Origin of the sequence: Streptococcus oralis (assembly GCF_024399415.1) — a bacterium.
Lineage (GTDB): Bacteria > Bacillota > Bacilli > Lactobacillales > Streptococcaceae > Streptococcus > Streptococcus oralis_CS.
This window is the reverse complement of sequence record NZ_CP029257.1, coordinates 1,249,793-1,271,222: the sequence shown is the minus strand read 5'-3', so window position 1 is coordinate 1,271,222 and position 21,430 is coordinate 1,249,793. Positions and strand designations below refer to the sequence as shown.

The window sequence follows — 21,430 nt, the reverse complement described above, 5'->3', positions numbered from 1 at the left end:
TTTGTAAATGGTTTTCTGAATTTTAAACAAGGGGCACCATTGTTTAAAGTGGGCGTTTGTTGGGCATGCCAGCCTTACGTGGATATTTATTTGGGGTTTCTTTTTTCTTTTCGACCACAGTGATGTAGCGCGGATCTCCATTTGGCAGGGCATAGCTGAGGTTGTCCTCTACCTTACTAAAGAGGAGGTTAAGGGCATTCTTGGCTTCTAGCAATTCCTCAGGAGCATTGCTGGCCTTGAGTGCCAATAGTTTGCCGCCAACTTTAAGATAGGGAATGGTCAGCTCAGACAAAACCTGCATACGGGCAACCGCACGAGCCGTCACCATATCAAACTGGGCACGGAAGTTCTTGTCTTGGGCAAAGTCTTCTGCCCGTCCATGGTAGAAGTGAACACCATCCAAATCCAACTCCTGAGCCAAAAGCTGAAGGAAGTTAATGCGCTTATTGAGCGAATCAATGATGGTCACCTCCAACTGAGGATAGAGAATTTTCATGGGCAGACTAGGAAATCCTGCCCCCGCTCCGATATCAAGAAGTTTGATAGTTTCATTTGAAATCAAGCCTTGCAGAATAGGTGCAATCGAATCGTAAAAATGTTTGAGATAAACTTCTTCTTTGTCTGTAATAGCGGTCAGGTTAATCTTTTCATTCCACTCGACCAAGAGCTCAAAATAGCGTTCAAATTGGTTCTTTTGCTGGTCCGAAAGTGAAATATTTTGCTCAGCTAGTAGGCTGTAAAATGTTTCTGGTTTCATAGTAGTTTCCTTCTCTAGTATCATCTTATTTTACCATATTCATTAAAAATTTGATATACTGGTAGTAATCTAAAAGCAGAAAGGAATAAGATTATGACTTGGATTATTCTTGGAGTTTTGGCTCTGATTGTTATTTTTGTGATTGTTAGCTATAACGATTTGGTTAAAAATCGTATGCAGACCAAGGAGGCTTGGAGCCAGATCGATGTTCAGTTGAAGCGTCGTAATGATCTCCTCCCAAACTTGATTGAAACAGTCAAAGGCTATGCCAAATATGAAGGTTCTACCTTGGAAAAAGTGACAGAACTTCGTAGACAAGTAGCCGCAGCAACTTCACCGGCAGAAGCTATGAAGGCCAGTGATGCCCTTACCCGCCAGATTTCTGGTATCTTTGCAGTAGCAGAGAATTACCCAGACTTGAAAGCTAGTGCTAACTTTATCAAATTGCAAGAAGAGTTGACCAATACAGAAAATAAAATTTCTTACTCTCGTCAACTCTACAACAGTGTTGTCAGCAACTACAATGTAAAACTTGAAAGCTTCCCAAGTAACGTCATCGCAGGACTATTTGGCTTTAAAGCTGCAGACTTCCTTCAAACACCTGAAGAGGAAAAGGCAGTTCCTAAAGTTGACTTTAGCGGATTAGGTGACTAAGATGTTGTTTGATCAAATTGCGAGCAATAAACGAAAAACCTGGATTTTGTTGCTGGTTTTCTTCCTACTCTTGGCCTTGGTTGGTTATGCTGTTGGCTATCTCTTTATGCGTTCAGGTCTTGGTGGCATGATTATTGCCTTGATTATTGGTCTTATCTACGCTCTGACCATGATCTTTCAATCGACAGAGATTGTTATGTCTATGAATGGGGCGCGTGAGGTTGATGAGCAAACAGCACCAGACCTCTACCATGTAGTAGAAGATATGGCCATGGTCGCTCAGATTCCCATGCCGCGTGTTTTCATCATTGAGGATTCTTCTTTAAATGCCTTTGCAACAGGTTCAAACCCGCAGAATGCAGCTGTCGCAGCCACTTCGGGTCTTCTGGCTATCATGAATCGTGAGGAGCTAGAAGCTGTTATGGGGCATGAAGTCAGTCATATCCGAAACTACGATATTCGAATTTCGACCATTGCTGTCGCCCTTGCCAGTGCCATTACCCTTCTGTCTAGTATGGCAGGACGGATGATGTGGTGGGGAGGAGCAGGTCGCAGACGGAGTGATAATGATCGCGATGGAAATGGTTTGGAGATTATCATGCTTATTATCTCTCTGTTAGCCATTGTTCTAGCACCTCTCGCAGCAACTTTGGTGCAACTTGCCATTTCCCGTCAGAGGGAATTTCTGGCGGATGCATCCAGTGTGGAGTTGACTCGCAATCCTCAAGGGATGATCAATGCCTTGCGTAAGTTGGAGAATAGCGAGCCGATGCATCACCATGTTGACGATGCCAGCAGCGCTCTTTATATCAATGATCCTAAGAAAGGTGGGGGACTTCAAAAACTCTTTTATACCCACCCACCTATCTCAGAACGAATCGAACGTTTGAAACAGATGTAAAAAGATCCAGAGAGACTTCTCTGGATTTTTGCTATGTTCAACATTTATAAATCTTGTAAATCAACGACTTCCAAACCCTCTTCTGTTAAACGATAGATACTCGTACAGACCTCTTTTAAGAAACGACGGTCATGCGAAACAGTGATCAGACCGCCAGGATAAGAGGCAAAGAGTTTTCTGATTTCGGGTTGAGAAGTGGGAGAAAAATTACGTGTAGGCTCATCCAGAAGGAGAAAGTTTGGTTTGCGCAACACTAAATCCAAAAGTAGGAGTTTACCTTGTTGCCCGCCAGATAGGGAGCGAATTTGGTGGTGCATCTCTGGATAGCTGAAATTGAGACTGGCTAGGTGAGATTGGATTTTCTGTAGTTCTTCTTTTTGTCCAGTGTGGCTGAGGTAGGCTACTGGAGATAAATCCAATTGCAGTTTTTTATGGTAATCTTGTGGCATAAAACCAAGCGAAATCTCTCTTTTGGCGCTGAGCAGTTGTTGCAACTTGGCTAACAGAGTTGATTTTCCAACACCATTTGGCCCGATGATACCGATTTTATCTTGGCCACGAACAGTTAGTTGTAACTCCTGAGCTAAAATGCGCTTGCCAATGGATAAATTTTCTTTTTCCAGTTGGATTAAGACTTTAGAAGATGGTAATGGTTGGATGTCTGAGAAGAAAAGTTGGATTTGTTCCTCTTCAAGTGGCATTTGGGTCATGGACTGAGCTTCCTTTTCAAAGCGTTTTTCTTGAGAGAGAGCAGTTTTCATCTTTTTAGCCAATAGGCGACCGGCAGTACTGTCTTTGGTAGCTCGAAGTGCAGTTTCCACATTTTGCTTGACGCGGCGATGTTTTTCCATGGTTTTGTCATAGGCTCTCTGGTCGTTAGCAGCTTGCTGGCTTTGTCTTGCAAAATTAGCCTTTCTCTGCTCACTATAGCGATCATAGTCTAAATGCTCGACTAGCGTTTCCGCTTCTTTCCGATGCTTGACCAGTCGCAAGTGGACAATAGTATCAGCCGTTTGAGAAAGAAAGTCTTCATCATGGGAAATGAAAATAACAGTTTGCCTAATCTTTCGAATCTGACCTTTTAGCCAATCAACCGTCTCAAGGTCTAGGTCATTTGAAGGTTCATCCAAAAATAGAATCTCAAAGGGTTTGGCTAACTCGTGGATGAGCTGAATTTTCAAAGATTCGCCCCCCGAGAGGCTACCAATTTCTTGGTCGCTAGCAAAACGGTCGCTATCAAAGTGCAACTCCTCCGCCAAACGATAAAGAATGCTGTAGTCTAAATCAGCAGAATCCAAAAAGAAGTAGTCGTGTAGAGTCCTATTTTTCAGGATTTCAGGGAGTTTTTGAGGAATGTAGGCCAGTGATTGAAGATCAGACTGGATGTCGCCCTTGATAGTAAAATCAGGTAATGCTTCCCCCATTAAAGCTCGTAGTAAAGTCGATTTACCATTTCCTTCTTCACCAATAATAGCAACCTTTTCCCCGTCTTGGATAGTCGTGGTTAGGTCAGATACAAGATCTCGTAGATCTTTGTTTTGCGTGATAGTTAGATGGTTGATTTTTATCATATTGATGCCCTTTCTAGAATGTCGATATTGCATAACAAAAAGCTCTACTTTATCTAGTAGAGCCCAAAGTCACTGTCAAAAACTCTATTATCCTCGTTGAAAAACTCGTCAAACTAGCTTGGAGCTGCCTAACCCAACTCAAGAGGAGCATAGCTTTCTAGTTTTTCGATTTTCAATGGGGACAAGATACTAGAAAATCTAGTATAAAAAGAGCACACAAAAAGAGACAAAAACAAGATCTACTAAATAAAGTTCTTTATTTGATAGATTAGTTGTTCATGTCTCCCATACCTCCGAGTATTAGTATCTCTATCCTATACCTTTAAGGAAATTTTGTCAATAGAAAATCCAAAATTCTAAACTCTAAAATCCAAAAACAGGTCCATAGAGAGTCAGTACGTGTTTGACGTGCTCGTAATGGAACTTGTCATAGTTTCGCCAAGCGGTGCGTGCTTGATCATTTAGTTTTAGGCTACCCAGTCCAATCAGAAGACTGGTGCGTTGGTAAAATTTCTCAAGGTCGATTAAGATACTGTTGTCCAGCTTTTCTGCTGTTTTTAGTTCCTTAAGAGTGGTGTTCAGCAGCTCTTGCAGTCGAAGATCATCAGCTGTTCCTTGTTTACAGCTTTGGTAGCTTTTATTTAACTCGGAAAGGAGTCGATAAGCTTCAGTGATGAGTGCTTTGTCTTCCATATGAGCATCCTCCTTGCTCTGATGTATTCTTGCCTATAGTATAGCACTAATAGGAAAGTTTGTCATAGTAAATATGTTAAAAAATGAGATTTTAATCTCAAAGTTTGGGAGGCTGACTTATAGCCTTTTCATGGTATAATCAAGTGAGTACATCTTTATGGAGGAAATATGAAGTTAAACATTCAAGAAATTCGTAAGCAACCTGAAGGCCTACATTTTGAACAAGCTTTAGACCTGGCAGCAGACTTGTGTAAACGAAATCAAGAGATTTTAGATGTCAAAGATATCCTTGCAGTGGGGAAGGTGCAGTACGAAGACCGTCTGTATTTCTTGGACTATCAGTTGTCATATACCATTGTCCTTGCTTCCAGCCGCAGTATGGAGCCAGTTGAGTTGGCTGAGTCTTATCCAGTCACAGAAGTTTTCATGGAAGGAGCGACCAACCAACTAGACCAGGAAGTTCTAGATGATGATTTGGTCTTGCCTATCGAAAATGGGGAAATCGACCTTGCTGAGAGCGTAGCAGATAATATTCTGCTCAATATCCCTATCAAGGTCTTGACGGCAGAAGAAGAGGCGGGCCAAGGTTTTGTGTCAGGAAATGACTGGCAAATCATGACTGAAGATGAATACCAAGCCCAACAAGCAGTCAAGAAAGAAGAAAACAGTCCATTTGCTGGCTTGCAAGGACTGTTTGATGGAGACGAGTAGATGGTTTTATCTAAGAAACGTGCCCGTCATGTCATAGAGGAAATTATTGCCCTCTTTCCAGATGCTAAGCCTAGTCTTGATTTTACCAATCATTTTGAACTACTGGTTGCGGTGATGCTGTCAGCCCAGACCACAGATGCAGCGGTAAATAAGGCCACACCAGGGCTCTTTGCTGCTTTTCCAACGCCGCAAGCCATGTCTGTAGCGACAGAGAGTGAAATTGCTTCACACATTTCTCATCTGGGACTGTATCGAAATAAGGCTAAATTCCTTAAAAAATGTGCCCAACAGTTACTAGATGATTTTGATGGTCAAGTCCCTCAGACACGTGAAGAATTAGAAAATCTAGCAGGTGTTGGTCGTAAGACAGCCAATGTTGTCATGAGTGTGGGCTATGGAATCCCAGCCTTCGCAGTCGATACTCATGTGGAGCGTATTTGCAAACATCACGATATCGTTAAAAAATCAGCTACGCCACTTGAAGTAGAGAAACGTGTTATGGATGTCTTGCCACCAGAAGAATGGTTAGCAGCTCACCAGGCCATGATTTACTTTGGACGAGCTATCTGTCATCCCAAAAATCCAGAATGTGACCACTATCCCCAGTTATATGATTTTAGCATTGTTTAAGGGGACTCTGAAAAAGTTTTTGCTTGATTTTAAGGGTGCTTTGTGCTATAGTAAATGGTGACTAAATAGTCCTTTAAACCTGTCCCGTGAGGCAGGCAAGGAGCGCGATAAAGTAGAAGGGTGAAGTCTATACTGTTTATAGTAGGGCTCGCTTGGCTATACATTTCAAGTCTCCTTGTGTAAGGAGACTTTTCTTTTTGGAGGTTTGTCATGAAGACAAAAGAAGTTGTAGACGAATTGACTGTCAAACGAGCGATTACGCGAATTACTTATGAGATTATCGAGCGCAATAAGGATTTGAATAAAATTATCCTAGCTGGGATAAAAACGCGTGGTGTTTTCATCGCTCATCGTATCAAAGAACGCTTGGAGCAGTTGGAAAATATCACTGTTCCTGTTGTGGAACTGGACACCAAGCCTTTCCGTGATGATGTTAAAAGCGGAGAAGATACTTCTTTGATTTCTGTTGATGTGACAGACCGTGAAGTTATCTTGGTGGATGATGTACTCTATACAGGCCGTACCATCCGCGCCGCTATTGATAACATTGTCGGCCATGGTCGTCCTGCGCGCGTGAGTCTTGCGGTGCTAGTTGACCGTGGACATAGAGAATTGCCTATCCGTCCAGATTACGTTGGGAAAAATATCCCAACTAGCCGTTCTGAAGAAATCATCGTAGAGATGACAGAACTTGATGGCCAAGACAGAGTTCTGATTACTGAAGAAGCTTAGAAAGCTGAAGGAGTAGCCATGTCAGAAAATCAACAAGCACTGAACCATGTGGTTTCCATGGAAGACCTCACTGTCGATCAAGTGATGAAATTGATCAAACGAGGAATCGAGTTTAAAAACGGAGCCCAACTTCCCTACGAGAACAAACCTATCGTATCGAATCTCTTCTTTGAAGATTCTACACGGACACATAAGTCCTTTGAAGTGGCAGAGATTAAGCTGGGGCTGGAACGACTTGACTTTGATGTGAAGACTAGTTCGGTCAATAAGGGTGAGACATTGTATGATACCATCTTGACCCTATCTGCTCTAGGAGTGGATGTCTGTGTGATTCGCCACCCAGAGGTCGACTATTACAGAGAGTTGATTGCGAGTCCGTCGATTACAACTTCTATTATCAATGGTGGTGATGGCTCGGGACAACATCCTAGCCAGAGCTTGCTTGATTTGATGACTATTTATGAGGAATTTGGGCACTTTGAGGGTCTTAAGGTTGCTATTGCAGGCGACTTGGACCACTCACGCGTTGCCAAATCAAATATGCAGATTTTGAAACGCTTGGGAGCTGAACTGTTCTTTGCAGGACCTGAGGAATGGAGAAGTCAAGAGTTTGCGGACTATGGACAGTTTGTAACTATTGATGAGATTGTTGATCAGGTGGATGTTTTGATGTTACTCCGAGTTCAACATGAACGCCACGAAAGTGGAGCGGTCTTTTCAAAAGAAGACTACCATGCTCAACACGGTTTGAACCAAGAACGCTATAATCGCTTAAAAGAAACAGCAATCATTATGCATCCGGCCCCAGTGAATCGAGATGTGGAAATTGCTGACCACTTGGTTGAAGCGCCAAAATCACGCATTGTCCAACAAATGACCAATGGTCTCTTTGTTCGGATGGCAATCTTAGAATTCGTATTGGCGAGTAGAAACGCCAACTAAAACACAAGACGTTAAAAGACGCCAGAGAGCGTCCACGAGAGGTGAAAATATGACAAAAAGACTTCTAGTATTAGAAGATGGCACAGTTTTTGAAGGCAAGGCCTTCGGAGCAGACATTGATGTAACAGGCGAAATCGTCTTTAACACAGGGATGACTGGTTACCAAGAATCCATTACAGATCAGTCTTATAATGGACAAATCTTGACCTTCACTTATCCTTTGGTGGGAAATTATGGAATTAACCGTGATGATTACGAATCCATCATTCCAACTTGTAAGGGAGTTGTCGTTTTCGAAGAAGCGCGTCGAGCTAGCAACTGGCGCAACCAAATGACCTTAGATGAATTTTTGAAAGCTAAGAAAATTCCAGGTATTTCAGGGATTGATACGCGTGCCCTTACCAAGATTATCCGTAAGCACGGTACTATGCGTGCAACCTTGACTCACGTTGGGGACAGCATGGACCATGTGACGGATCAGCTCCAAGCAACAGTCTTGCCGACAGACAATATCAAGCAGGTTTCTACTAAAACTTCCTACCCAGCTCCTGGAGTTGGTTTGAGTGTGGTCTTAGTAGACTTTGGGCTCAAGCACTCAATCCTACGTGAACTTTCTAAGCGCAACTGTAACGTTACGGTTGTTCCTTATTCAACAACAGCAGAAGAAATTCTCCACCTCAATCCTGATGGAGTTATGTTGTCAAATGGCCCAGGTAACCCAGAAGACGTTCCAGAAGCACTGGACATGATTCGTGGTGTGCAAGGAAAAATTCCAATCTTCGGAATTTGTATGGGACACCAACTCTTTGCCATGGCAAACGGGGCTAAGACATATAAGATGAAGTTTGGTCACCGTGGATTTAACCACGCGGTACGTGAGATTGCAACAGGACGCGTAGACTTTACCAGCCAAAACCATGGTTATGCAGTCAGCCGTGAGGACTTGCCAGAGCATTTGATCATTACCCACGAAGAAATCAATGACAAGTCAGTTGAAGGAGTTCGCCACAGATACCAACCAGGTTTTTCTGTACAATTCCACCCAGATGCAGCTCCTGGTCCACACGACGCAAGTTACCTATTTGATGAATTTATCGAGATGATGGAAGCTTTTAAACAAGCAAACTAAGAACGAGTAAAAGCTCGTCGGAGAATTTATGTAACTGAACACGGACGGAAAGCTCGGAATTTAGAGAAACCAACTTGGATTGTCAATCCTTCCTTGGTTTCCTAAAATTCAATCGCTTTCTATTCGTCCTTTGTATCTTATTTAATGTCGCTCTGTGAGGCGACGAATAGAAAGGAGAAGATACATTGTTCGCGGAAGTGAACACGCCCTAAGAACTGTGTGAAAAAGAAAAACATCGTCTTGACGCTAAAGGCGTCTGCACCGAGTTTCCTATTTTCACTGTGTTCTTTACGGGCTTTGTATCATAAACTATGCCTAAACGTACTGATATTCAAAAAATTATGGTGATTGGTTCTGGTCCGATTATTATTGGTCAGGCTGCTGAGTTTGACTACGCTGGGACCCAGGCCTGTTTGTCTTTGAAAGAGGAAGGTTATGAAGTTGTCTTAGTGAACTCAAATCCTGCAACCATCATGACGGATAAGGAAATTGCTGACAAGGTTTATATTGAACCGATTACACTTGAGTTTGTGACACGTATTCTCCGTAAGGAACGTCCAGATGCTTTGCTTCCAACTCTTGGTGGGCAAACAGGACTCAATATGGCCATGGAGTTGTCTAAAAATGGTATTCTAGATGAATTGGGTGTCGAACTTCTGGGTACTAAATTATCTGCCATCGACCAAGCGGAGGACCGTGACCTCTTTAAACAATTGATGGAAGAGCTTGAGCAGCCGATCCCTGAATCTGAAATTGTCAACACAGTAGAAGAAGCAGTTTCCTTTGCGGCATCAATCGGCTACCCAGTTATCGTTCGTCCAGCTTTCACACTTGGTGGTACTGGTGGTGGTATGTGTGCCAACGAGGAAGAACTTCGTGAAATCGCTGAAAATGGGTTGAAACTGTCACCTGTTACCCAATGTTTGATTGAACGTTCAATCGCAGGTTTCAAGGAAATCGAGTACGAAGTCATGCGCGATTCAGCTGATAATGCTTTGGTTGTTTGTAACATGGAAAACTTTGACCCAGTTGGGATTCACACAGGGGATTCCATTGTATTTGCCCCTGCGCAAACCATGTCCGACTATGAAAACCAAATGCTACGTGATGCGAGCTTGAGCATCATTCGTGCCCTCAAAATTGAAGGTGGATGTAACGTTCAGCTGGCCCTTGATCCGCATAGCTTCAAGTACTATGTTATCGAAGTAAACCCTCGTGTATCGCGTTCGTCAGCCCTTGCTTCTAAGGCGACGGGTTATCCGATTGCCAAATTGGCTGCCAAGATTGCCGTTGGTTTGACTCTGGATGAGGTCATTAACCCAGTTACAGGTTCAACTTATGCCATGTTTGAGCCAGCTCTTGACTACGTGGTTGCTAAGATTCCACGTTTCCCATTTGACAAGTTTGAAAAAGGTGAGCGTCGTCTTGGGACCCAAATGAAGGCGACTGGAGAAGTCATGGCTATTGGTCGTAACATTGAGGAGTCACTTCTCAAGGCATGTCGCTCTCTTGAAATTGGAGTTCACCACAATGAAATGCCTGAACTGGCAACTGTTTCAGATGATGCCTTGATTGAAAAGGTTGTGAAAGCCCAAGATGACCGTCTCTTCTACGTATCAGAGGCCATTCGCCGTGGTTATACACCAGAAGAAATTGCTGAATTGACTAAGATTGATATCTTCTATCTGGATAAACTCTTGCACATCTTTGAAATTGAGCAAGAATTAGGTGCCCATCCACAAGATCTAGAAGTCTTGAAAACAGCCAAACTCAATGGCTTCTCAGATCGTAAGATTGCGGAACTCTGGAAAATGACAGCTGACCAAGTTCGCCAACTTCGCTTGGAAAACAAGATTGTTCCAGTCTATAAGATGGTCGATACCTGTGCGGCAGAATTCGACTCTGAAACACCATATTTCTATTCAACCTATGGTTGGGAAAACGAGTCTATCAAGTCTGACAAGGAATCTGTACTTGTCCTAGGTTCAGGTCCAATCCGTATCGGACAAGGGGTTGAATTCGACTATGCAACTGTTCACTCTGTTAAGGCTATCCAAGCAGCTGGCTATGAAGCTATCATCATGAACTCAAATCCAGAGACCGTTTCAACCGACTTCTCGGTATCAGACAAACTTTACTTTGAGCCATTAACATTCGAAGATGTCATGAATGTTATCGATTTGGAGCAACCAAAAGGCGTTATCGTTCAGTTCGGTGGTCAAACAGCTATCAACCTTGCCGAGCCTTTGGCAAAAGCAGGTGTGACCATCCTTGGTACCCAAGTAGCTGACTTAGACCGTGCCGAAGACCGTGACCTCTTCGAGCAAGCCCTTAAAGACTTGGATATTCCACAGCCACCAGGTCAAACGGCTACCAATGAAGAAGAAGCCGTACTTGCAGCTCGCAAGATTGGATTCCCAGTCCTCGTTCGCCCATCTTATGTCTTGGGTGGACGTGCTATGGAAATCGTCGAAAACGAAGAAGATCTTCGTTCTTACATGCGTACCGCTGTTAAGGCCAGTCCAGACCACCCAGTCCTTGTTGACTCTTACATCGTTGGGCAAGAGTGTGAAGTTGATGCCATCTCAGATGGGGAAAATGTTCTCATCCCTGGTATTATGGAACATATCGAACGTGCTGGTGTCCACTCAGGTGACTCAATGGCCGTTTATCCACCACAAACCTTGTCGCAAAAGGTGCAAGAAACCATCGCAGACTACACCAAACGTCTAGCAATTGGCCTTAACTGTCTTGGGATGATGAACATCCAGTTTGTCATCAAGGATGAAAAAGTCTACGTTATTGAGGTCAATCCACGTGCCAGCCGTACGGTGCCATTCCTTTCTAAGGTAACCAATATCCCTATGGCTCAGGTAGCAACTAAGCTCATTCTTGGTCAAAGTCTTGAAGAACTTGGCTACCAAGATGGACTTTATCCAGAAAGTACTCGCGTTCATATCAAGGCGCCTGTCTTCTCCTTTACGAAACTAGCTAAAGTAGACAGCTTACTCGGGCCTGAAATGAAGTCAACAGGGGAAGTTATGGGTTCTGATACTACTTTGGAAAAAGCTCTCTACAAGGCTTTTGAAGCTTCCTACCTACACTTGCCAACCTTTGGAAATGTTGTATTTACCATCGCTGATGATGCCAAAGAAGAAGCCTTGGACTTGGCTCGTCGTTTCCAAAATATCGGTTATGGTATCCTTGCGACAGAAGGGACAGCAGCCTTCTTTGCTAGTCATGGACTTCAAGCTCAACCTGTTGGTAAGATTGGTGACGATGAACAAGATATCCCAAGCTTTGTCCGCAAAGGGAAAATCCAAGCGATCATCAATACTGTCGGAACCAAACGAACTGCTGACGAAGATGGTGAGCAAATCCGTCGTTCAGCCATTGAACACGGTGTACCACTCTTTACAGCTCTAGATACAGCTAATGCCATGCTCAAGGTGCTAGAAAGCCGTAGTTTTGTCACAGAAGCGATCTAGTTGAGAAAAAGTTTTTCACAGTTTTAAAGCCAGCGTCAGAAAACGCTGGCTTTTGCAATACAGATATTGCTTATTTGAACTATCATTCTTTCCTTAAGAATCATTCTAAATTGTGATATAATAAGGGAGAATTGGAAATAGGAAACTATTTTCAAGATATTTTCAAAAATCCCATTAAGAAAATAGGTAAAGACAGATTAGAAAGTGTAAAATTCCGATGTCTTCTTACAAAAAAGTCTCTCTTTCTGAGATCAACCAATCTATTGAAACTCCCAATAACAATCATTTTTGGCAAAATCTAAAAGCATTCTTAGGACCTGGAGCCCTTGTAGCAGTTGGTTATATGGATCCTGGAAACTGGATTACCAGTGTGGTTGGTGGTGCTTCCTACAAATATAGTCTTTTATTTGTTATTTTAATTTCATCCATCATTGCTATGCAGTTACAACAGATGGCTGGAAAGCTCGGTATCGTGACTAGGATGGACCTAGCGCAGGCAACAGCACATCATGCTCCCAAGTGGCTTCGCTATAGTCTGTGGGTGATTTTAGAATTAGCTTTAATGGCGACAGACTTAGCCGAGGTTCTAGGTTCAGCGATTGCCTTAAATCTTTTATTTAAAATACCGATTATGGTCGCTATCCTCTTAACCGTTTTAGATGTATTTCTTTTGTTGTTGTTGATGAAATTTGGCTTCAAAAAAATTGAAGCCATTGTTACGACTCTTATTTTAACCATATTAGCCATCTTTACCTATCTGGTGGCCTTATCCAGTCCAAGTATTCAGGGTATTTTTGGTGGTTATTTACCGACTTCAACTTTATTTGAAACACCGTTACCAGGTCATGAAAGCCAATTGACCTTGGCTCTAGGAATTGTGGGAGCGACAGTCATGCCCCATAATCTCTATCTTCATTCATCCCTATCCCAAACAAGGAAAATCAATCACAAAGATAAGAAGGATGTTCGAAAAGCCGTGCGTTTTATGACCTGGGATTCAAATCTTCAGTTGTCCCTAGCCTTTATTGTCAATTCCTTGCTTCTTATTTTAGGGGCATCTCTCTTTTTTGGTCATGCATCTGAAATTTCGGCCTTTTCTCAAATGTACAATGCTTTACAGGATTCGACAATAGCAGGAGCGATAGCTAGCTCAACGCTGTCAACTTTATTTGCTCTGGCTCTCTTAGCAAGTGGACAGAATTCTACCATCACAGGCACCTTGACAGGTCAGATTGTCATGGAAGGTTTCTTACATCTAAGATTACCTCAGTGGATTATCCGTATCGGGACACGTATTTTTGCCTTGCTCCCTGTGATTATAGTCGCCGTCTTGTTTGGACATCAAGAAAAAACCTTGGATCAGTTATTGGTCTATTCGCAGGTCTTTCTGTCAATTGCTCTTCCGTTTTCAATCTTCCCCTTAATCTATCTGACCTCTAAGAAGTCAATGATGGGAGAATTTACCAATGCCAAGTGGAATACAATCCTAGGTTACGCAGTTTCAATCATCTTGACCATTCTCAATATCAAGCTTCTTTTCGATATTTTTTAAACTCGTTTGACATCAATCATAGTGTCAGCGTGAAGGTTGACAAATAGAAAGTAGTAGTGATTGATTCATAAAAACAAGTACAAAAAAAGAACAGTGGTAACTGTTCTTTTTTATCATTATTTGAGACCGTATTTTTTGTTGAAACGATCCACGCGTCCATCTGCTTGAGTGAACTTTTGACGTCCAGTGTAGAATGGGTGTGAGTCTGATGAAATTTCCACACGGATCAATGGGTAAGTTTCGCCTTCGAACTCAACAGTTTCGTTAGAGCGTTTTGTTGAACCGCTAAGGAATTTGTAACCAGTAGTTGTGTCCATGAAGACAACTGGGCGATATTCTGGATGGATATCTTTTTTCATTTTGCAATATTTCCTTTCTGCCATGGTCTCTTTGCGAGCCATAGATTGTTACCATACTAGTCTATCAGATTCTGATAAGTTTGGCAAGTCTTTTCCTTGATTTTATTAAAAATCTTGATAAAAAATCACTCCAGTGTTTACTGGAGTGACGGTAGAAGAATGATTAGTTCTCTTGATTTGGAGCTTTTTCTTCTTGTTCATTTTTTACTTCTGTTTCTTTTACTGGTTCTGTGTTTTCTGCTGCTGATTTAGCCTCTTTTTCAGTTTCAGTAGGTTCTGTTTCTGTTGATTCTGTTACAGTTTCAGCTTCAGCCTCTGTTTCAGTTGGTTCGGCTACAGGTTCAGCTTCTGTTTTTGTTTCAGCTTCTGTAGTTTCTTCTTTTACTGGTTCTGCGTTTTCTGCTACTGATTCAGCCTCCACATTAGCTGGTTCCTTAGCTTCTTCTGTTTGCTCGGTTTCCTCTTTAGCAGTCTCTGTTTTCTCAGCAGTAGTTTCTTCTTTTTTACGTTCTTGAGATTCTTTTTTGATTTCTTCGACTGCAGTTTTAACGGTAGAGCTTGTTACACGTCCGACAGTTTGAGCAAAATCTTTACCAGACTCAGCTAATTCAGTAAATGATTCTTTTGTAATTTTACCACCTGACATTGCCAAGAGACCAGTTACAACTAGTGCAATGCTAGCAAGAATAGCCAAAATCAAACCAAAGCCGATTGAAATGCCATATCCACCAAAGTTAGACATGTACTTATTTACATTAAAGAGACTATTTAGTGTAACGAGAGTTGCAATTGCACCCGCAACAATGACACCAATTGAGAACCCTTTAGGCATTGCTTTATTCATGTTATTCAAGCACGCAAGAACAATAGACACAATAGCCGCGATAATGACAAACCACCCATCTCCTTGGTAACCATTCACACTATAGGACCCAAAAGAACCTGCATTTAAACTAGCCCATGGCAAGAGTGAACCAAGGATGGCTACTCCAGCAGAAATGAGAATATACAAACGATTTTTTTCCATTATTAAGTCTCCTTTTATTCAGTTTGATTTATTATACCATAAACTGAGGTACAAAGAAACCGTATATTTTAAGAATATAGCATATAAAAGGCCAAGAAAATTCTTTCTTAGCCTTGGTGCATCTGTAGAGCCTCTTTCAGCTCTTTGTATATTTGTTCGTTTTCTTCTAGACTATAGGAATTGGCGCCACTGGCTAATGGATGCCCTCCCCCGTCGTGTCGTTTGGCAATCTCATTGATAGAGGTGATTTTACTGCGCATACGCACACGGAAGTGACCATCAGCTTGCTCAACAAAGATAGCCCAAGCCTTAACGGTATCAATTCGACCAGGTGCTCCGACAATCGCAGCCGTTTCAGCATCCGTAACCTTATAATTTTTCAAGATGTCTTGAGTAAGTAAAACGCGTGCAGCTCCATTCTCATCAACTTCTAAATGATCATAAACATACCCTTGCAATTTTGCAATCTTGAAGCTCATGGTATCCATTTGACGAGACAATCCAGCAAAGTCAAAATCAACTTCTCGGAGCTGGGCAGCTATTCTAAAGGTACGGGCACTAGTTGACGGGTAGAGAAAACGCCCAGTGTCCCCTACAATTCCTGCATAGAGAAGTCGTGCCGCTTTACTAGACAAAGCTAGCTGATTTTCTTGAGCAAATAATGCAATCATCTCACTGGCACTGCTTGAACTTGTATCCACCCAAGATAGGTCACCGTAGATATCATCATTTGGATGGTGATCGATTTTGATGGTGAAAGCAGCTTGTTCGTAGCGTTTATCATCGATACGAGGACGATTCGCTGTATCACAAATAATAGCAAGAGCTCCTTGGTAGTCACTGTCTTGGACAGTATCCATTTCCGCCATCCAGGTCAAAGTTGGTTCGTTATAACCGACTGCTTTGATGGTCTTTTCTGGAAAATGGTGTGTGAGAAGAGCTTTCAAGCCCACTTGACTCCCTAAAGCATCAGGATCTGGTTTCATATGACGATGAATGATAATGGTATCGTATTCTTTGATTTTCTCTAAAATTTGCTGGCAAATTTCCATAAATAACCTCAATTCTTTCTCATTTCATTGTAGCACAAGAATTTTTATTTTTAAAATGAAAAAGATATGATATAATGGAGAAAGATAAATTGAGGAGGACGATATGGCATTAGCAAAAATTGTATTTGCCAGTATGACCGGTAATACCGAAGAAATTGCAGATATTGTAGCAGATAAATTGCGTGACTTGGGCTTGGATGTCGATGTGGATGAATGTACGACTGTTGACGCTTCAGACTTCTTGGAGGCAGACATCGCAATCGTTGCGACTTATACTTATGGAGACGGAGAATTGCCAGATGAGATGATGGACTTCTACGAAGACCTAGCAGATCTCAACTTGAATGGCAAAATCTATGGAGTGGTCGGTTCAGGTGATACCTTCTACGACGAATTCTGTAAGGCTGTCGATGACTTTGATCGTGTATTTGTCGCGACAGGAGCAGAAAAAGGTTCAGAGTGTGTTAAAGTGGACCTCTCTGCCGAAGAAGAAGACATCGAGCGTTTGGAACAATTCGCAGAAGAATTGGCTGCAAAAGTAGGATAAGAAGCGAACTGCGCTGGCTGGAATAAGTCGGTGCAGTTTTTTATTAGTTATTTTGGGATTTTACTAGCCTATTTAGAGGCTTTTTGATACAATAATTCAAATAAAGGAGGAGATACTATGGATTTAGATAGTATTCGGCAAGAAATTGATCAAATCGATGACCAAATCGTAAAGCTCCTAGAAGAACGGATGCATTTGGTTGAGGGAGTAGTTGCCTATAAGAAAGCCTCAGGAAAACCTATTTTAGATACTAAGAGAGAAGAAATCATTTTTGAAAAAGTCAGAAATAGAGTAGAAGATAAGCGCTATCAGGAGACCATTGTTGCTACTTTTTCAGACATTCTCAAACGTTCGCGTGATTATCAGGATCAAAACATCAAATGAAAAAAGAACAATTTTATCCGCTAGGAATTTTTCTGGCTGCAATGGTGGGAGGCCTTATCCGCTATCTCATTTCCACTTGGTTACCAGCTAGCCCAGACTTTCCTTGGGGAACCCTTCTCGTCAATTATCTGGGAATATTCTGCCTGGTCTATCTGGTAAAAGGCTATCTGGCCCATAAGGGAACTAGTAAAGGCTTGGTTTTAGCGCTGGGGACGGGATTTTGTGGTGGCCTGACAACCTTTTCTAGCCTAATGCTTGATGCTGTGAAATTGCTCGATACTGGGCGTTATCTTAGTTTAGTCCTGTATTTGATTTTTAGTATTGGTGGAGGTCTACTCTTGGCTTATGTTCTAGGGAGGAAGAAATGGTAATCGTTTATCTTGCAATCGCCTGCGGGTTCGGAGCCCTGGTGCGTTATTTCTTTTCCCGCTATAATCAAGCTTCTAAATTGCCACTAGGAACTCTCATTGCCAATCTTCTAGGATGTTTTTTAATTGGCCTACTTTACAATCATGTGGAGTCCAAGGAAGTCTATGCTATCCTAGCGACAGGTTTTTGTGGAGGGTTGACGACCTTTTCAACTCTGAATGACGAGCTGCAAAAACTGTTAAGTGACAAGAAGGTATTTTATAGCTATTTCCTCTTAACTTACATAGGCGGGTTTCTAGCGATTTTTTTAGGAATTCTGCTATAAATTCCTTTACTTTTAGGTGGAAATATGGTAAACTGTCTCTTGTGTGTAATGGACGCACAAAAATACAGTTTATCCGCTGAGGAGGATTCCTCAAGATTGACAAAGATAGGAGAATAAAATGAATCCATTAATCCAAAGCTTGACTGAAGGTCAACTTCGTACAGATATCCCATCATTCCGTCCTGGTGACACTGTTCGTGTACACGCGAAAGTTGTCGAAGGAAACCGTGAACGTATCCAGATTTTTGAAGGTGTTGTTATCGCACGTAAAGGTGCTGGCATCTCAGAAAACTACACAGTTCGTAAAATCTCTAACGGTGTAGGTGTTGAGCGTATCTTCCCAATCCACACTCCACGTGTTGAAAAGATCGAAGTTGTTCGTTACGGTAAAGTACGTCGTGCGAAATTGTACTACTTGCGTGCTCTTCAAGGTAAAGCAGCTCGTATCAAAGAAATCCGTCGTTAATTCGACAAAAAAACTCTGCTTACCCAGCAGGGTTTTTCTCTAGCTCCCTTAGTTCAATGGATATAACAACTCCCTCCTAAGGAGTAGTTGCAGGTTCGATTCCTGCAGGGGGCATTTTTAGTAAAGTAAAGAAGAATAAAGAATATTCAAAGTGTTAGTTTAAAGGCAATCATCACAATTTTGTTTTTTTAAATAGGTTAGTATTTTGAGTTTTTTTGACCAAACCATGACCAAAATTTGACCAAAAATATTTTTCACTTAATAAATATAGAATAAAGTGGATCAGGAAGCTGGTCTATTTTATTTTGTATTCTATATTTAGTCTTTAAAAATATAATAATATTATTCTTTAAAGTTTCTACATTTTTTGCTATAATAGTAGCTAATATAAATATTGATTAAGTGTAGAATTTTAATAAACTATGTAGTATTAAATTTAGTTAGGGAGAAAGATTAATTATGAATGAAAAGAAGCAAAATAATTTTTTTCTATTTCCTTTTAAAATTTTAAAAAAAGATAGAATTGTACTGCTTTGGATTGTAACTACTCTATTAGCAGGTTTTTTTACAAATTTTTCACAATTATTGCGTGGAGAAACTATTGAGGATTCATTTAAACAAGGAAATATCTATATTTTTTCGATTACATTGTTAATTACAGTTCTTTCTGATGCAATTATATATCTGTTATCAGAAGAGAAGAAATCAGAGGCAAATAGAAAACTGAGTGAAACAAATATTGAAAATGATAAATTGTTACCTGTTATAGGCAAGACATCAATAACTAGTTATCTTTATGTTATAATAGTTTTTATATTTGTAATGCTTATTACATCTTTACTGTTATATTCAGGTATATACAGAACTGATTATTGGATTCAAATTTTGATTGCTGTAATTTCAATATATGGTACTTTCTTTTATTATTGTTTAAATAGACTTATACAATACCCTCAAAATTTTGAAGATTATTTGGAAATGGAAAATAAAGAAATGGAAAAATTAGATAAGAATAATGAAGAAATTAAAAGCTTTAAGGATGATACAGGGAAGGATGTGAGTGTATAATGCAAAAAGAAATAAAAGTAATAGAAATTACACAACCTATAGGAACATTTTACCTTGGAAAAATTGATTCTAGTGATTTGATAAAAGGTTCTTATGTACGTCCTAGAAGAGACAATGAAGGAATTCAAAGAGACAGATCTGATAAAAGGGTAATGGAAATCGAATCATATTGCAAGGATCCTGATGCTACTTTCCCTACACCAATAATATTATCAGTTGATTCTTCATTTTGTAAATTGAAGAATGGTGGTACTCTTATCGAGTATAATGATGACAATTGCATTTTCGAGATAATTGATGGACAACATCGAGTAGAGGGAATTAGCCGAGCAAGCAGTAGTTCAGGATTCAGATGTGAATTACTTGTTGTATTAATGTTTGATCTAACTGAAGAGGAGAAAGCATATGTATTTTCTACAATAAATAGTAATCAAGCAAAAGTTGATAAATCTTTAATCTATGATTTATTTGAACTGAGTACAAAAAGAAGTCCATTAAAAACTTGTCACTATATAGCTAGAATTATGAATTCAAAACACACATATCCTTTTTATCAGAGGTTGAAGATGTTAGGTAAAAGAGAACGCGGATCAAACACTTTATCTCAAGGGACTTTTGTAAAAGGATTAGTTGAACTAATTTCAAAAAATCCTCAGGAAGATATGATTCGTATAAAAAATGGCGATAAATTATTGCCAGATGAGAAATTACCACTACGAAATTTCTTTATAAATGAGAATGATGATATAATTTTGAAAATCCTTAAAAATTATTTTACTGCTGTGAGTGTAGTTTTTGAAAAAGAGTGGTATTCAAATGACTATATTTTGACCAAAACAACTGGATATTTAGCGTTAATCAAGGCTTTTGAAAAATTTTATAATTTTGGTATGGAACAAGGAAGATTAGATGAGGAGTTTTTTGTAAACATTTTTAAGAAGATAAAAGATATTTTTGAACGTAAACATATTCAACTTATTTCTGAAGAATTTCAAGCTGGTGGAGTAGGCCAAAATCGTTTGAAAGGTGAGTTTGAGGATGCACTCATGCAAATTTCAAACTCAGAATTTTAAAATAGATAAATAAAATGGATCAGGAAGCTGGTCTATTTTGTTTTGTATTTGTTACTTTAGTTTTTTCAGCATTTTTAGAGTTCGCTGAATGAAAGATTTAAGTGAAATATGATATAATTAAAAGATACGAGGTCATATAAAAAAATGAAGAAAAATATACTTGTTGCACCTGTTCTTAAATGGGTAGGTGGAAAACGACAACTAATTTCAGAAATTGAACCTTTAATTCCTAGAAGGATTTCTACTTATGTTGAGCCTTTTGTTGGTGGGGGTGCAGTATTGTTTCATCAACAACCAAAGAAGGCAATTATCAATGATTACAATCAAGAATTGATGAATGTTTATCAGGTGATAAAAGATGATCCTGATGGTTTAATAGATGTTTTAAAAAGGCATAAAGAATTACACTCTGAAGAATATTTTTATGAAATTCGCTCTTTAGATCGTAGTGAGGATTATGAAAAATTTTCAAATGTAGAAAAAGCTGGACGAATTATTTATTTAAATAAAACTTGTTATAATGGTTTGTTTAGAGTTAATAGAGCAGGTTTCTTTAATACACCTTATGGAAAGTATAAGAATCCTTCTATTGTGAATGAAGTGACTATTAAAGCTATTTCAAATTATTTTAATTCAGCGAATGTTAAATTTTTAACTGGTGATTATAAAGAAGCGTTAAAAAGGTTAAGAAGGGGTGCATTTGTTTATTTTGATCCCCCTTATATGCCTATTTCAACTTCTTCTAGTTTTACTGGGTATACAGAACATGGTTTTGACTATGACAAACAAGTAGAACTTAGAGATGAGTGTTTAAAACTCCATAAAAGAGGGGTTAAATTTTTACAATCTAATTCTTATTCTCCTGAAATTTTAGAATTGTATGCTGATAAAGATGTGTTTAATATTGAAATTGTGCAAGCAAGACGAAGTGTAAATAGTCAGTCAGATAAAAGAGGAGAAATTGCTGAGGTTTTAATTTATAATTACGAAAAAGAGTAGG

The 21,430-nt window shown here is 40.1% G+C and carries 23 protein-coding genes and 1 tRNA gene; 18 read left to right on the top strand and 6 right to left on the bottom strand.

What is annotated here, in order from left to right; all coding sequences use genetic code 11:
• Positions 1 to 43 precede the first annotated feature (43 nt).
• Positions 44 to 757, bottom strand: a complete 714-nt coding sequence (gene rsmG, locus DG474_RS06290) for a 16S rRNA (guanine(527)-N(7))-methyltransferase RsmG (RefSeq protein WP_215804535.1) — start codon at positions 755 to 757, stop codon at positions 44 to 46.
• Positions 758 to 850: 93 nt separating this feature from the next.
• On the opposite strand from rsmG, the gene DG474_RS06285 reads away from it, so the two are divergent.
• Both DG474_RS06285 and htpX read left to right on the top strand, forming a co-directional pair.
• The gene (locus tag DG474_RS06285; protein WP_255777699.1) at positions 851 to 1,411 is read left to right on the top strand and encodes a LemA family protein; all 561 of its coding nucleotides are present in this window, start codon (positions 851 to 853) and stop codon (positions 1,409 to 1,411) included.
• 1 nt (position 1,412) lies between these two features.
• A complete protein-coding gene (htpX, locus tag DG474_RS06280; protein ID WP_198464791.1) occupies positions 1,413 to 2,312 on the top strand; it encodes a zinc metalloprotease HtpX in 900 nt (299 codons plus the stop codon).
• A 44-nt stretch (positions 2,313 to 2,356) separates the two neighbouring features.
• On the opposite strand, the gene DG474_RS06275 is transcribed toward htpX, so the two are convergent.
• Together DG474_RS06275 and DG474_RS06270 are read right to left on the bottom strand one after the other, a co-directional pair.
• Positions 2,357 to 3,916 (bottom strand): ATP-binding cassette domain-containing protein, encoded by a 1,560-nt coding sequence (locus DG474_RS06275; RefSeq protein WP_255777698.1) that lies wholly within the window; start codon positions 3,914 to 3,916, stop codon positions 2,357 to 2,359.
• Between the two features lie 330 nt (positions 3,917 to 4,246).
• On the bottom strand, positions 4,247 to 4,576 hold the full coding sequence (locus DG474_RS06270) for a helicase BlpT (RefSeq protein WP_139658489.1): 330 nt from the start codon (positions 4,574 to 4,576) through the stop codon (positions 4,247 to 4,249).
• A gap of 168 nt (positions 4,577 to 4,744) precedes the next feature.
• On the opposite strand from DG474_RS06270, the gene DG474_RS06265 reads away from it, so the two are divergent.
• The 7 genes from DG474_RS06265 (at position 4,745) to DG474_RS06235 (ending at position 13,760) form a co-directional block, all read left to right on the top strand.
• Positions 4,745 to 5,287, top strand: coding sequence for a YceD family protein (locus DG474_RS06265; protein ID WP_139658490.1), 543 nt, complete (start codon positions 4,745 to 4,747; stop codon positions 5,285 to 5,287).
• On the top strand, positions 5,288 to 5,917 hold the full coding sequence (gene nth, locus DG474_RS06260; RefSeq protein WP_255777697.1) for an endonuclease III: 630 nt from the start codon (positions 5,288 to 5,290) through the stop codon (positions 5,915 to 5,917).
• A gap of 210 nt (positions 5,918 to 6,127) precedes the next feature.
• On the top strand, positions 6,128 to 6,649 hold the full coding sequence (gene pyrR, locus DG474_RS06255) for a bifunctional pyr operon transcriptional regulator/uracil phosphoribosyltransferase PyrR (RefSeq protein ID WP_000850018.1): 522 nt from the start codon (positions 6,128 to 6,130) through the stop codon (positions 6,647 to 6,649).
• A gap of 18 nt (positions 6,650 to 6,667) precedes the next feature.
• Positions 6,668 to 7,591, top strand: a complete 924-nt coding sequence (locus DG474_RS06250) for an aspartate carbamoyltransferase catalytic subunit (protein WP_255777696.1) — start codon at positions 6,668 to 6,670, stop codon at positions 7,589 to 7,591.
• 49 nt (positions 7,592 to 7,640) lie between these two features.
• Positions 7,641 to 8,720 (top strand): carbamoyl phosphate synthase small subunit, encoded by a 1,080-nt coding sequence (locus DG474_RS06245; RefSeq protein ID WP_000166847.1) that lies wholly within the window; start codon positions 7,641 to 7,643, stop codon positions 8,718 to 8,720.
• A 311-nt stretch (positions 8,721 to 9,031) separates the two neighbouring features.
• The gene (carB, locus tag DG474_RS06240; RefSeq protein WP_255777694.1) at positions 9,032 to 12,208 is read left to right on the top strand and encodes a carbamoyl-phosphate synthase large subunit; all 3,177 of its coding nucleotides are present in this window, start codon (positions 9,032 to 9,034) and stop codon (positions 12,206 to 12,208) included.
• Between the two features lie 217 nt (positions 12,209 to 12,425).
• Positions 12,426 to 13,760 carry an Nramp family divalent metal transporter gene (locus DG474_RS06235; RefSeq protein WP_255777693.1) on the top strand — a complete coding sequence of 445 codons (1,335 nt, stop codon included), beginning with the start codon at positions 12,426 to 12,428 and terminating at the stop codon, positions 13,758 to 13,760.
• Positions 13,761 to 13,876: 116 nt separating this feature from the next.
• On the opposite strand, the gene DG474_RS06230 is transcribed toward DG474_RS06235, so the two are convergent.
• From DG474_RS06230 to DG474_RS06220, 3 genes are all read right to left on the bottom strand, one after another.
• Positions 13,877 to 14,119, bottom strand: a complete 243-nt coding sequence (locus DG474_RS06230; RefSeq protein WP_000710762.1) for a type B 50S ribosomal protein L31 — start codon at positions 14,117 to 14,119, stop codon at positions 13,877 to 13,879.
• Between the two features lie 163 nt (positions 14,120 to 14,282).
• Positions 14,283 to 15,146 (bottom strand): lantibiotic ABC transporter permease, encoded by an 864-nt coding sequence (locus DG474_RS06225; RefSeq protein ID WP_255777692.1) that lies wholly within the window; start codon positions 15,144 to 15,146, stop codon positions 14,283 to 14,285.
• 107 nt (positions 15,147 to 15,253) lie between these two features.
• Entirely contained in the window at positions 15,254 to 16,198 is a 945-nt protein-coding gene (locus DG474_RS06220) for a DHH family phosphoesterase (RefSeq protein ID WP_255777691.1), read from the bottom strand.
• Between the two features lie 103 nt (positions 16,199 to 16,301).
• On the opposite strand from DG474_RS06220, the gene DG474_RS06215 reads away from it, so the two are divergent.
• The 9 genes from DG474_RS06215 to DG474_RS06175 all read left to right on the top strand — a co-directional run bounded on the left by DG474_RS06215 (position 16,302) and on the right by DG474_RS06175 (position 21,429).
• Complete coding sequence (locus DG474_RS06215; RefSeq protein ID WP_001162125.1) at positions 16,302 to 16,745, top strand: flavodoxin; 444 nt, start codon at positions 16,302 to 16,304, stop codon at positions 16,743 to 16,745.
• A 117-nt stretch (positions 16,746 to 16,862) separates the two neighbouring features.
• Entirely contained in the window at positions 16,863 to 17,129 is a 267-nt protein-coding gene (locus DG474_RS06210) for a chorismate mutase (protein ID WP_255777690.1), read from the top strand.
• Positions 17,126 to 17,500 carry a fluoride efflux transporter CrcB gene (gene crcB / locus DG474_RS06205; protein ID WP_049485329.1) on the top strand — a complete coding sequence of 125 codons (375 nt, stop codon included), beginning with the start codon at positions 17,126 to 17,128 and terminating at the stop codon, positions 17,498 to 17,500. The genes DG474_RS06210 and crcB (DG474_RS06205) overlap by 4 nt, the downstream gene beginning before the upstream one ends.
• Positions 17,494 to 17,823 (top strand): fluoride efflux transporter CrcB, encoded by a 330-nt coding sequence (gene crcB, locus DG474_RS06200; RefSeq protein ID WP_049485328.1) that lies wholly within the window; start codon positions 17,494 to 17,496, stop codon positions 17,821 to 17,823. Before crcB (DG474_RS06205) ends, crcB (DG474_RS06200) begins: the two co-directional genes overlap by 7 nt.
• A gap of 118 nt (positions 17,824 to 17,941) precedes the next feature.
• Positions 17,942 to 18,289, top strand: coding sequence for a 50S ribosomal protein L19 (gene rplS / locus DG474_RS06195; RefSeq protein WP_001068669.1), 348 nt, complete (start codon positions 17,942 to 17,944; stop codon positions 18,287 to 18,289).
• A gap of 42 nt (positions 18,290 to 18,331) precedes the next feature.
• Positions 18,332 to 18,403, top strand: a tRNA-Arg gene (locus DG474_RS06190).
• A 345-nt stretch (positions 18,404 to 18,748) separates the two neighbouring features.
• Entirely contained in the window at positions 18,749 to 19,357 is a 609-nt protein-coding gene (locus tag DG474_RS06185; protein ID WP_049485327.1) for a hypothetical protein, read from the top strand.
• Complete coding sequence (locus DG474_RS06180; RefSeq protein WP_049485326.1) at positions 19,357 to 20,430, top strand: DGQHR domain-containing protein; 1,074 nt, start codon at positions 19,357 to 19,359, stop codon at positions 20,428 to 20,430. The genes DG474_RS06185 and DG474_RS06180 overlap by 1 nt, the downstream gene beginning before the upstream one ends.
• Positions 20,431 to 20,574: 144 nt before the next feature.
• Positions 20,575 to 21,429 carry a DNA adenine methylase gene (locus DG474_RS06175; protein ID WP_049485325.1) on the top strand — a complete coding sequence of 285 codons (855 nt, stop codon included), beginning with the start codon at positions 20,575 to 20,577 and terminating at the stop codon, positions 21,427 to 21,429.
• Position 21,430 lies beyond the last annotated feature (1 nt).

Coding starts and splice junctions, on each gene's coding strand:
- rplS (WP_001068669.1), top strand. CDS start 17,942: ATGAATCCATTAATCCAAAGCTTGACTGAAGGTCAACTTCGTACAGAT.
- DG474_RS06270 (WP_139658489.1), bottom strand. CDS start 4,576: ATGGAAGACAAAGCACTCATCACTGAAGCTTATCGACTCCTTTCCGAG.
- carB (WP_255777694.1), top strand. CDS start 9,032: ATGCCTAAACGTACTGATATTCAAAAAATTATGGTGATTGGTTCTGGT.
- DG474_RS06250 (WP_255777696.1), top strand. CDS start 6,668: ATGTCAGAAAATCAACAAGCACTGAACCATGTGGTTTCCATGGAAGAC.
- DG474_RS06285 (WP_255777699.1), top strand. CDS start 851: ATGACTTGGATTATTCTTGGAGTTTTGGCTCTGATTGTTATTTTTGTG.
- DG474_RS06265 (WP_139658490.1), top strand. CDS start 4,745: ATGAAGTTAAACATTCAAGAAATTCGTAAGCAACCTGAAGGCCTACAT.
- pyrR (WP_000850018.1), top strand. CDS start 6,128: ATGAAGACAAAAGAAGTTGTAGACGAATTGACTGTCAAACGAGCGATT.
- DG474_RS06175 (WP_049485325.1), top strand. CDS start 20,575: ATGAAGAAAAATATACTTGTTGCACCTGTTCTTAAATGGGTAGGTGGA.
- DG474_RS06185 (WP_049485327.1), top strand. CDS start 18,749: ATGAATGAAAAGAAGCAAAATAATTTTTTTCTATTTCCTTTTAAAATT.
- DG474_RS06235 (WP_255777693.1), top strand. CDS start 12,426: ATGTCTTCTTACAAAAAAGTCTCTCTTTCTGAGATCAACCAATCTATT.
- rsmG (WP_215804535.1), bottom strand. CDS start 757: ATGAAACCAGAAACATTTTACAGCCTACTAGCTGAGCAAAATATTTCA.
- nth (WP_255777697.1), top strand. CDS start 5,288: ATGGTTTTATCTAAGAAACGTGCCCGTCATGTCATAGAGGAAATTATT.
- crcB (WP_049485328.1), top strand. CDS start 17,494: ATGGTAATCGTTTATCTTGCAATCGCCTGCGGGTTCGGAGCCCTGGTG.
- DG474_RS06220 (WP_255777691.1), bottom strand. CDS start 16,198: ATGGAAATTTGCCAGCAAATTTTAGAGAAAATCAAAGAATACGATACC.
- DG474_RS06225 (WP_255777692.1), bottom strand. CDS start 15,146: ATGGAAAAAAATCGTTTGTATATTCTCATTTCTGCTGGAGTAGCCATC.
- htpX (WP_198464791.1), top strand. CDS start 1,413: ATGTTGTTTGATCAAATTGCGAGCAATAAACGAAAAACCTGGATTTTG.
- DG474_RS06230 (WP_000710762.1), bottom strand. CDS start 14,119: ATGAAAAAAGATATCCATCCAGAATATCGCCCAGTTGTCTTCATGGAC.
- DG474_RS06180 (WP_049485326.1), top strand. CDS start 19,357: ATGCAAAAAGAAATAAAAGTAATAGAAATTACACAACCTATAGGAACA.
- DG474_RS06215 (WP_001162125.1), top strand. CDS start 16,302: ATGGCATTAGCAAAAATTGTATTTGCCAGTATGACCGGTAATACCGAA.
- DG474_RS06210 (WP_255777690.1), top strand. CDS start 16,863: ATGGATTTAGATAGTATTCGGCAAGAAATTGATCAAATCGATGACCAA.
- crcB (WP_049485329.1), top strand. CDS start 17,126: ATGAAAAAAGAACAATTTTATCCGCTAGGAATTTTTCTGGCTGCAATG.
- DG474_RS06275 (WP_255777698.1), bottom strand. CDS start 3,916: ATGCAATATCGACATTCTAGAAAGGGCATCAATATGATAAAAATCAAC.
- DG474_RS06245 (WP_000166847.1), top strand. CDS start 7,641: ATGACAAAAAGACTTCTAGTATTAGAAGATGGCACAGTTTTTGAAGGC.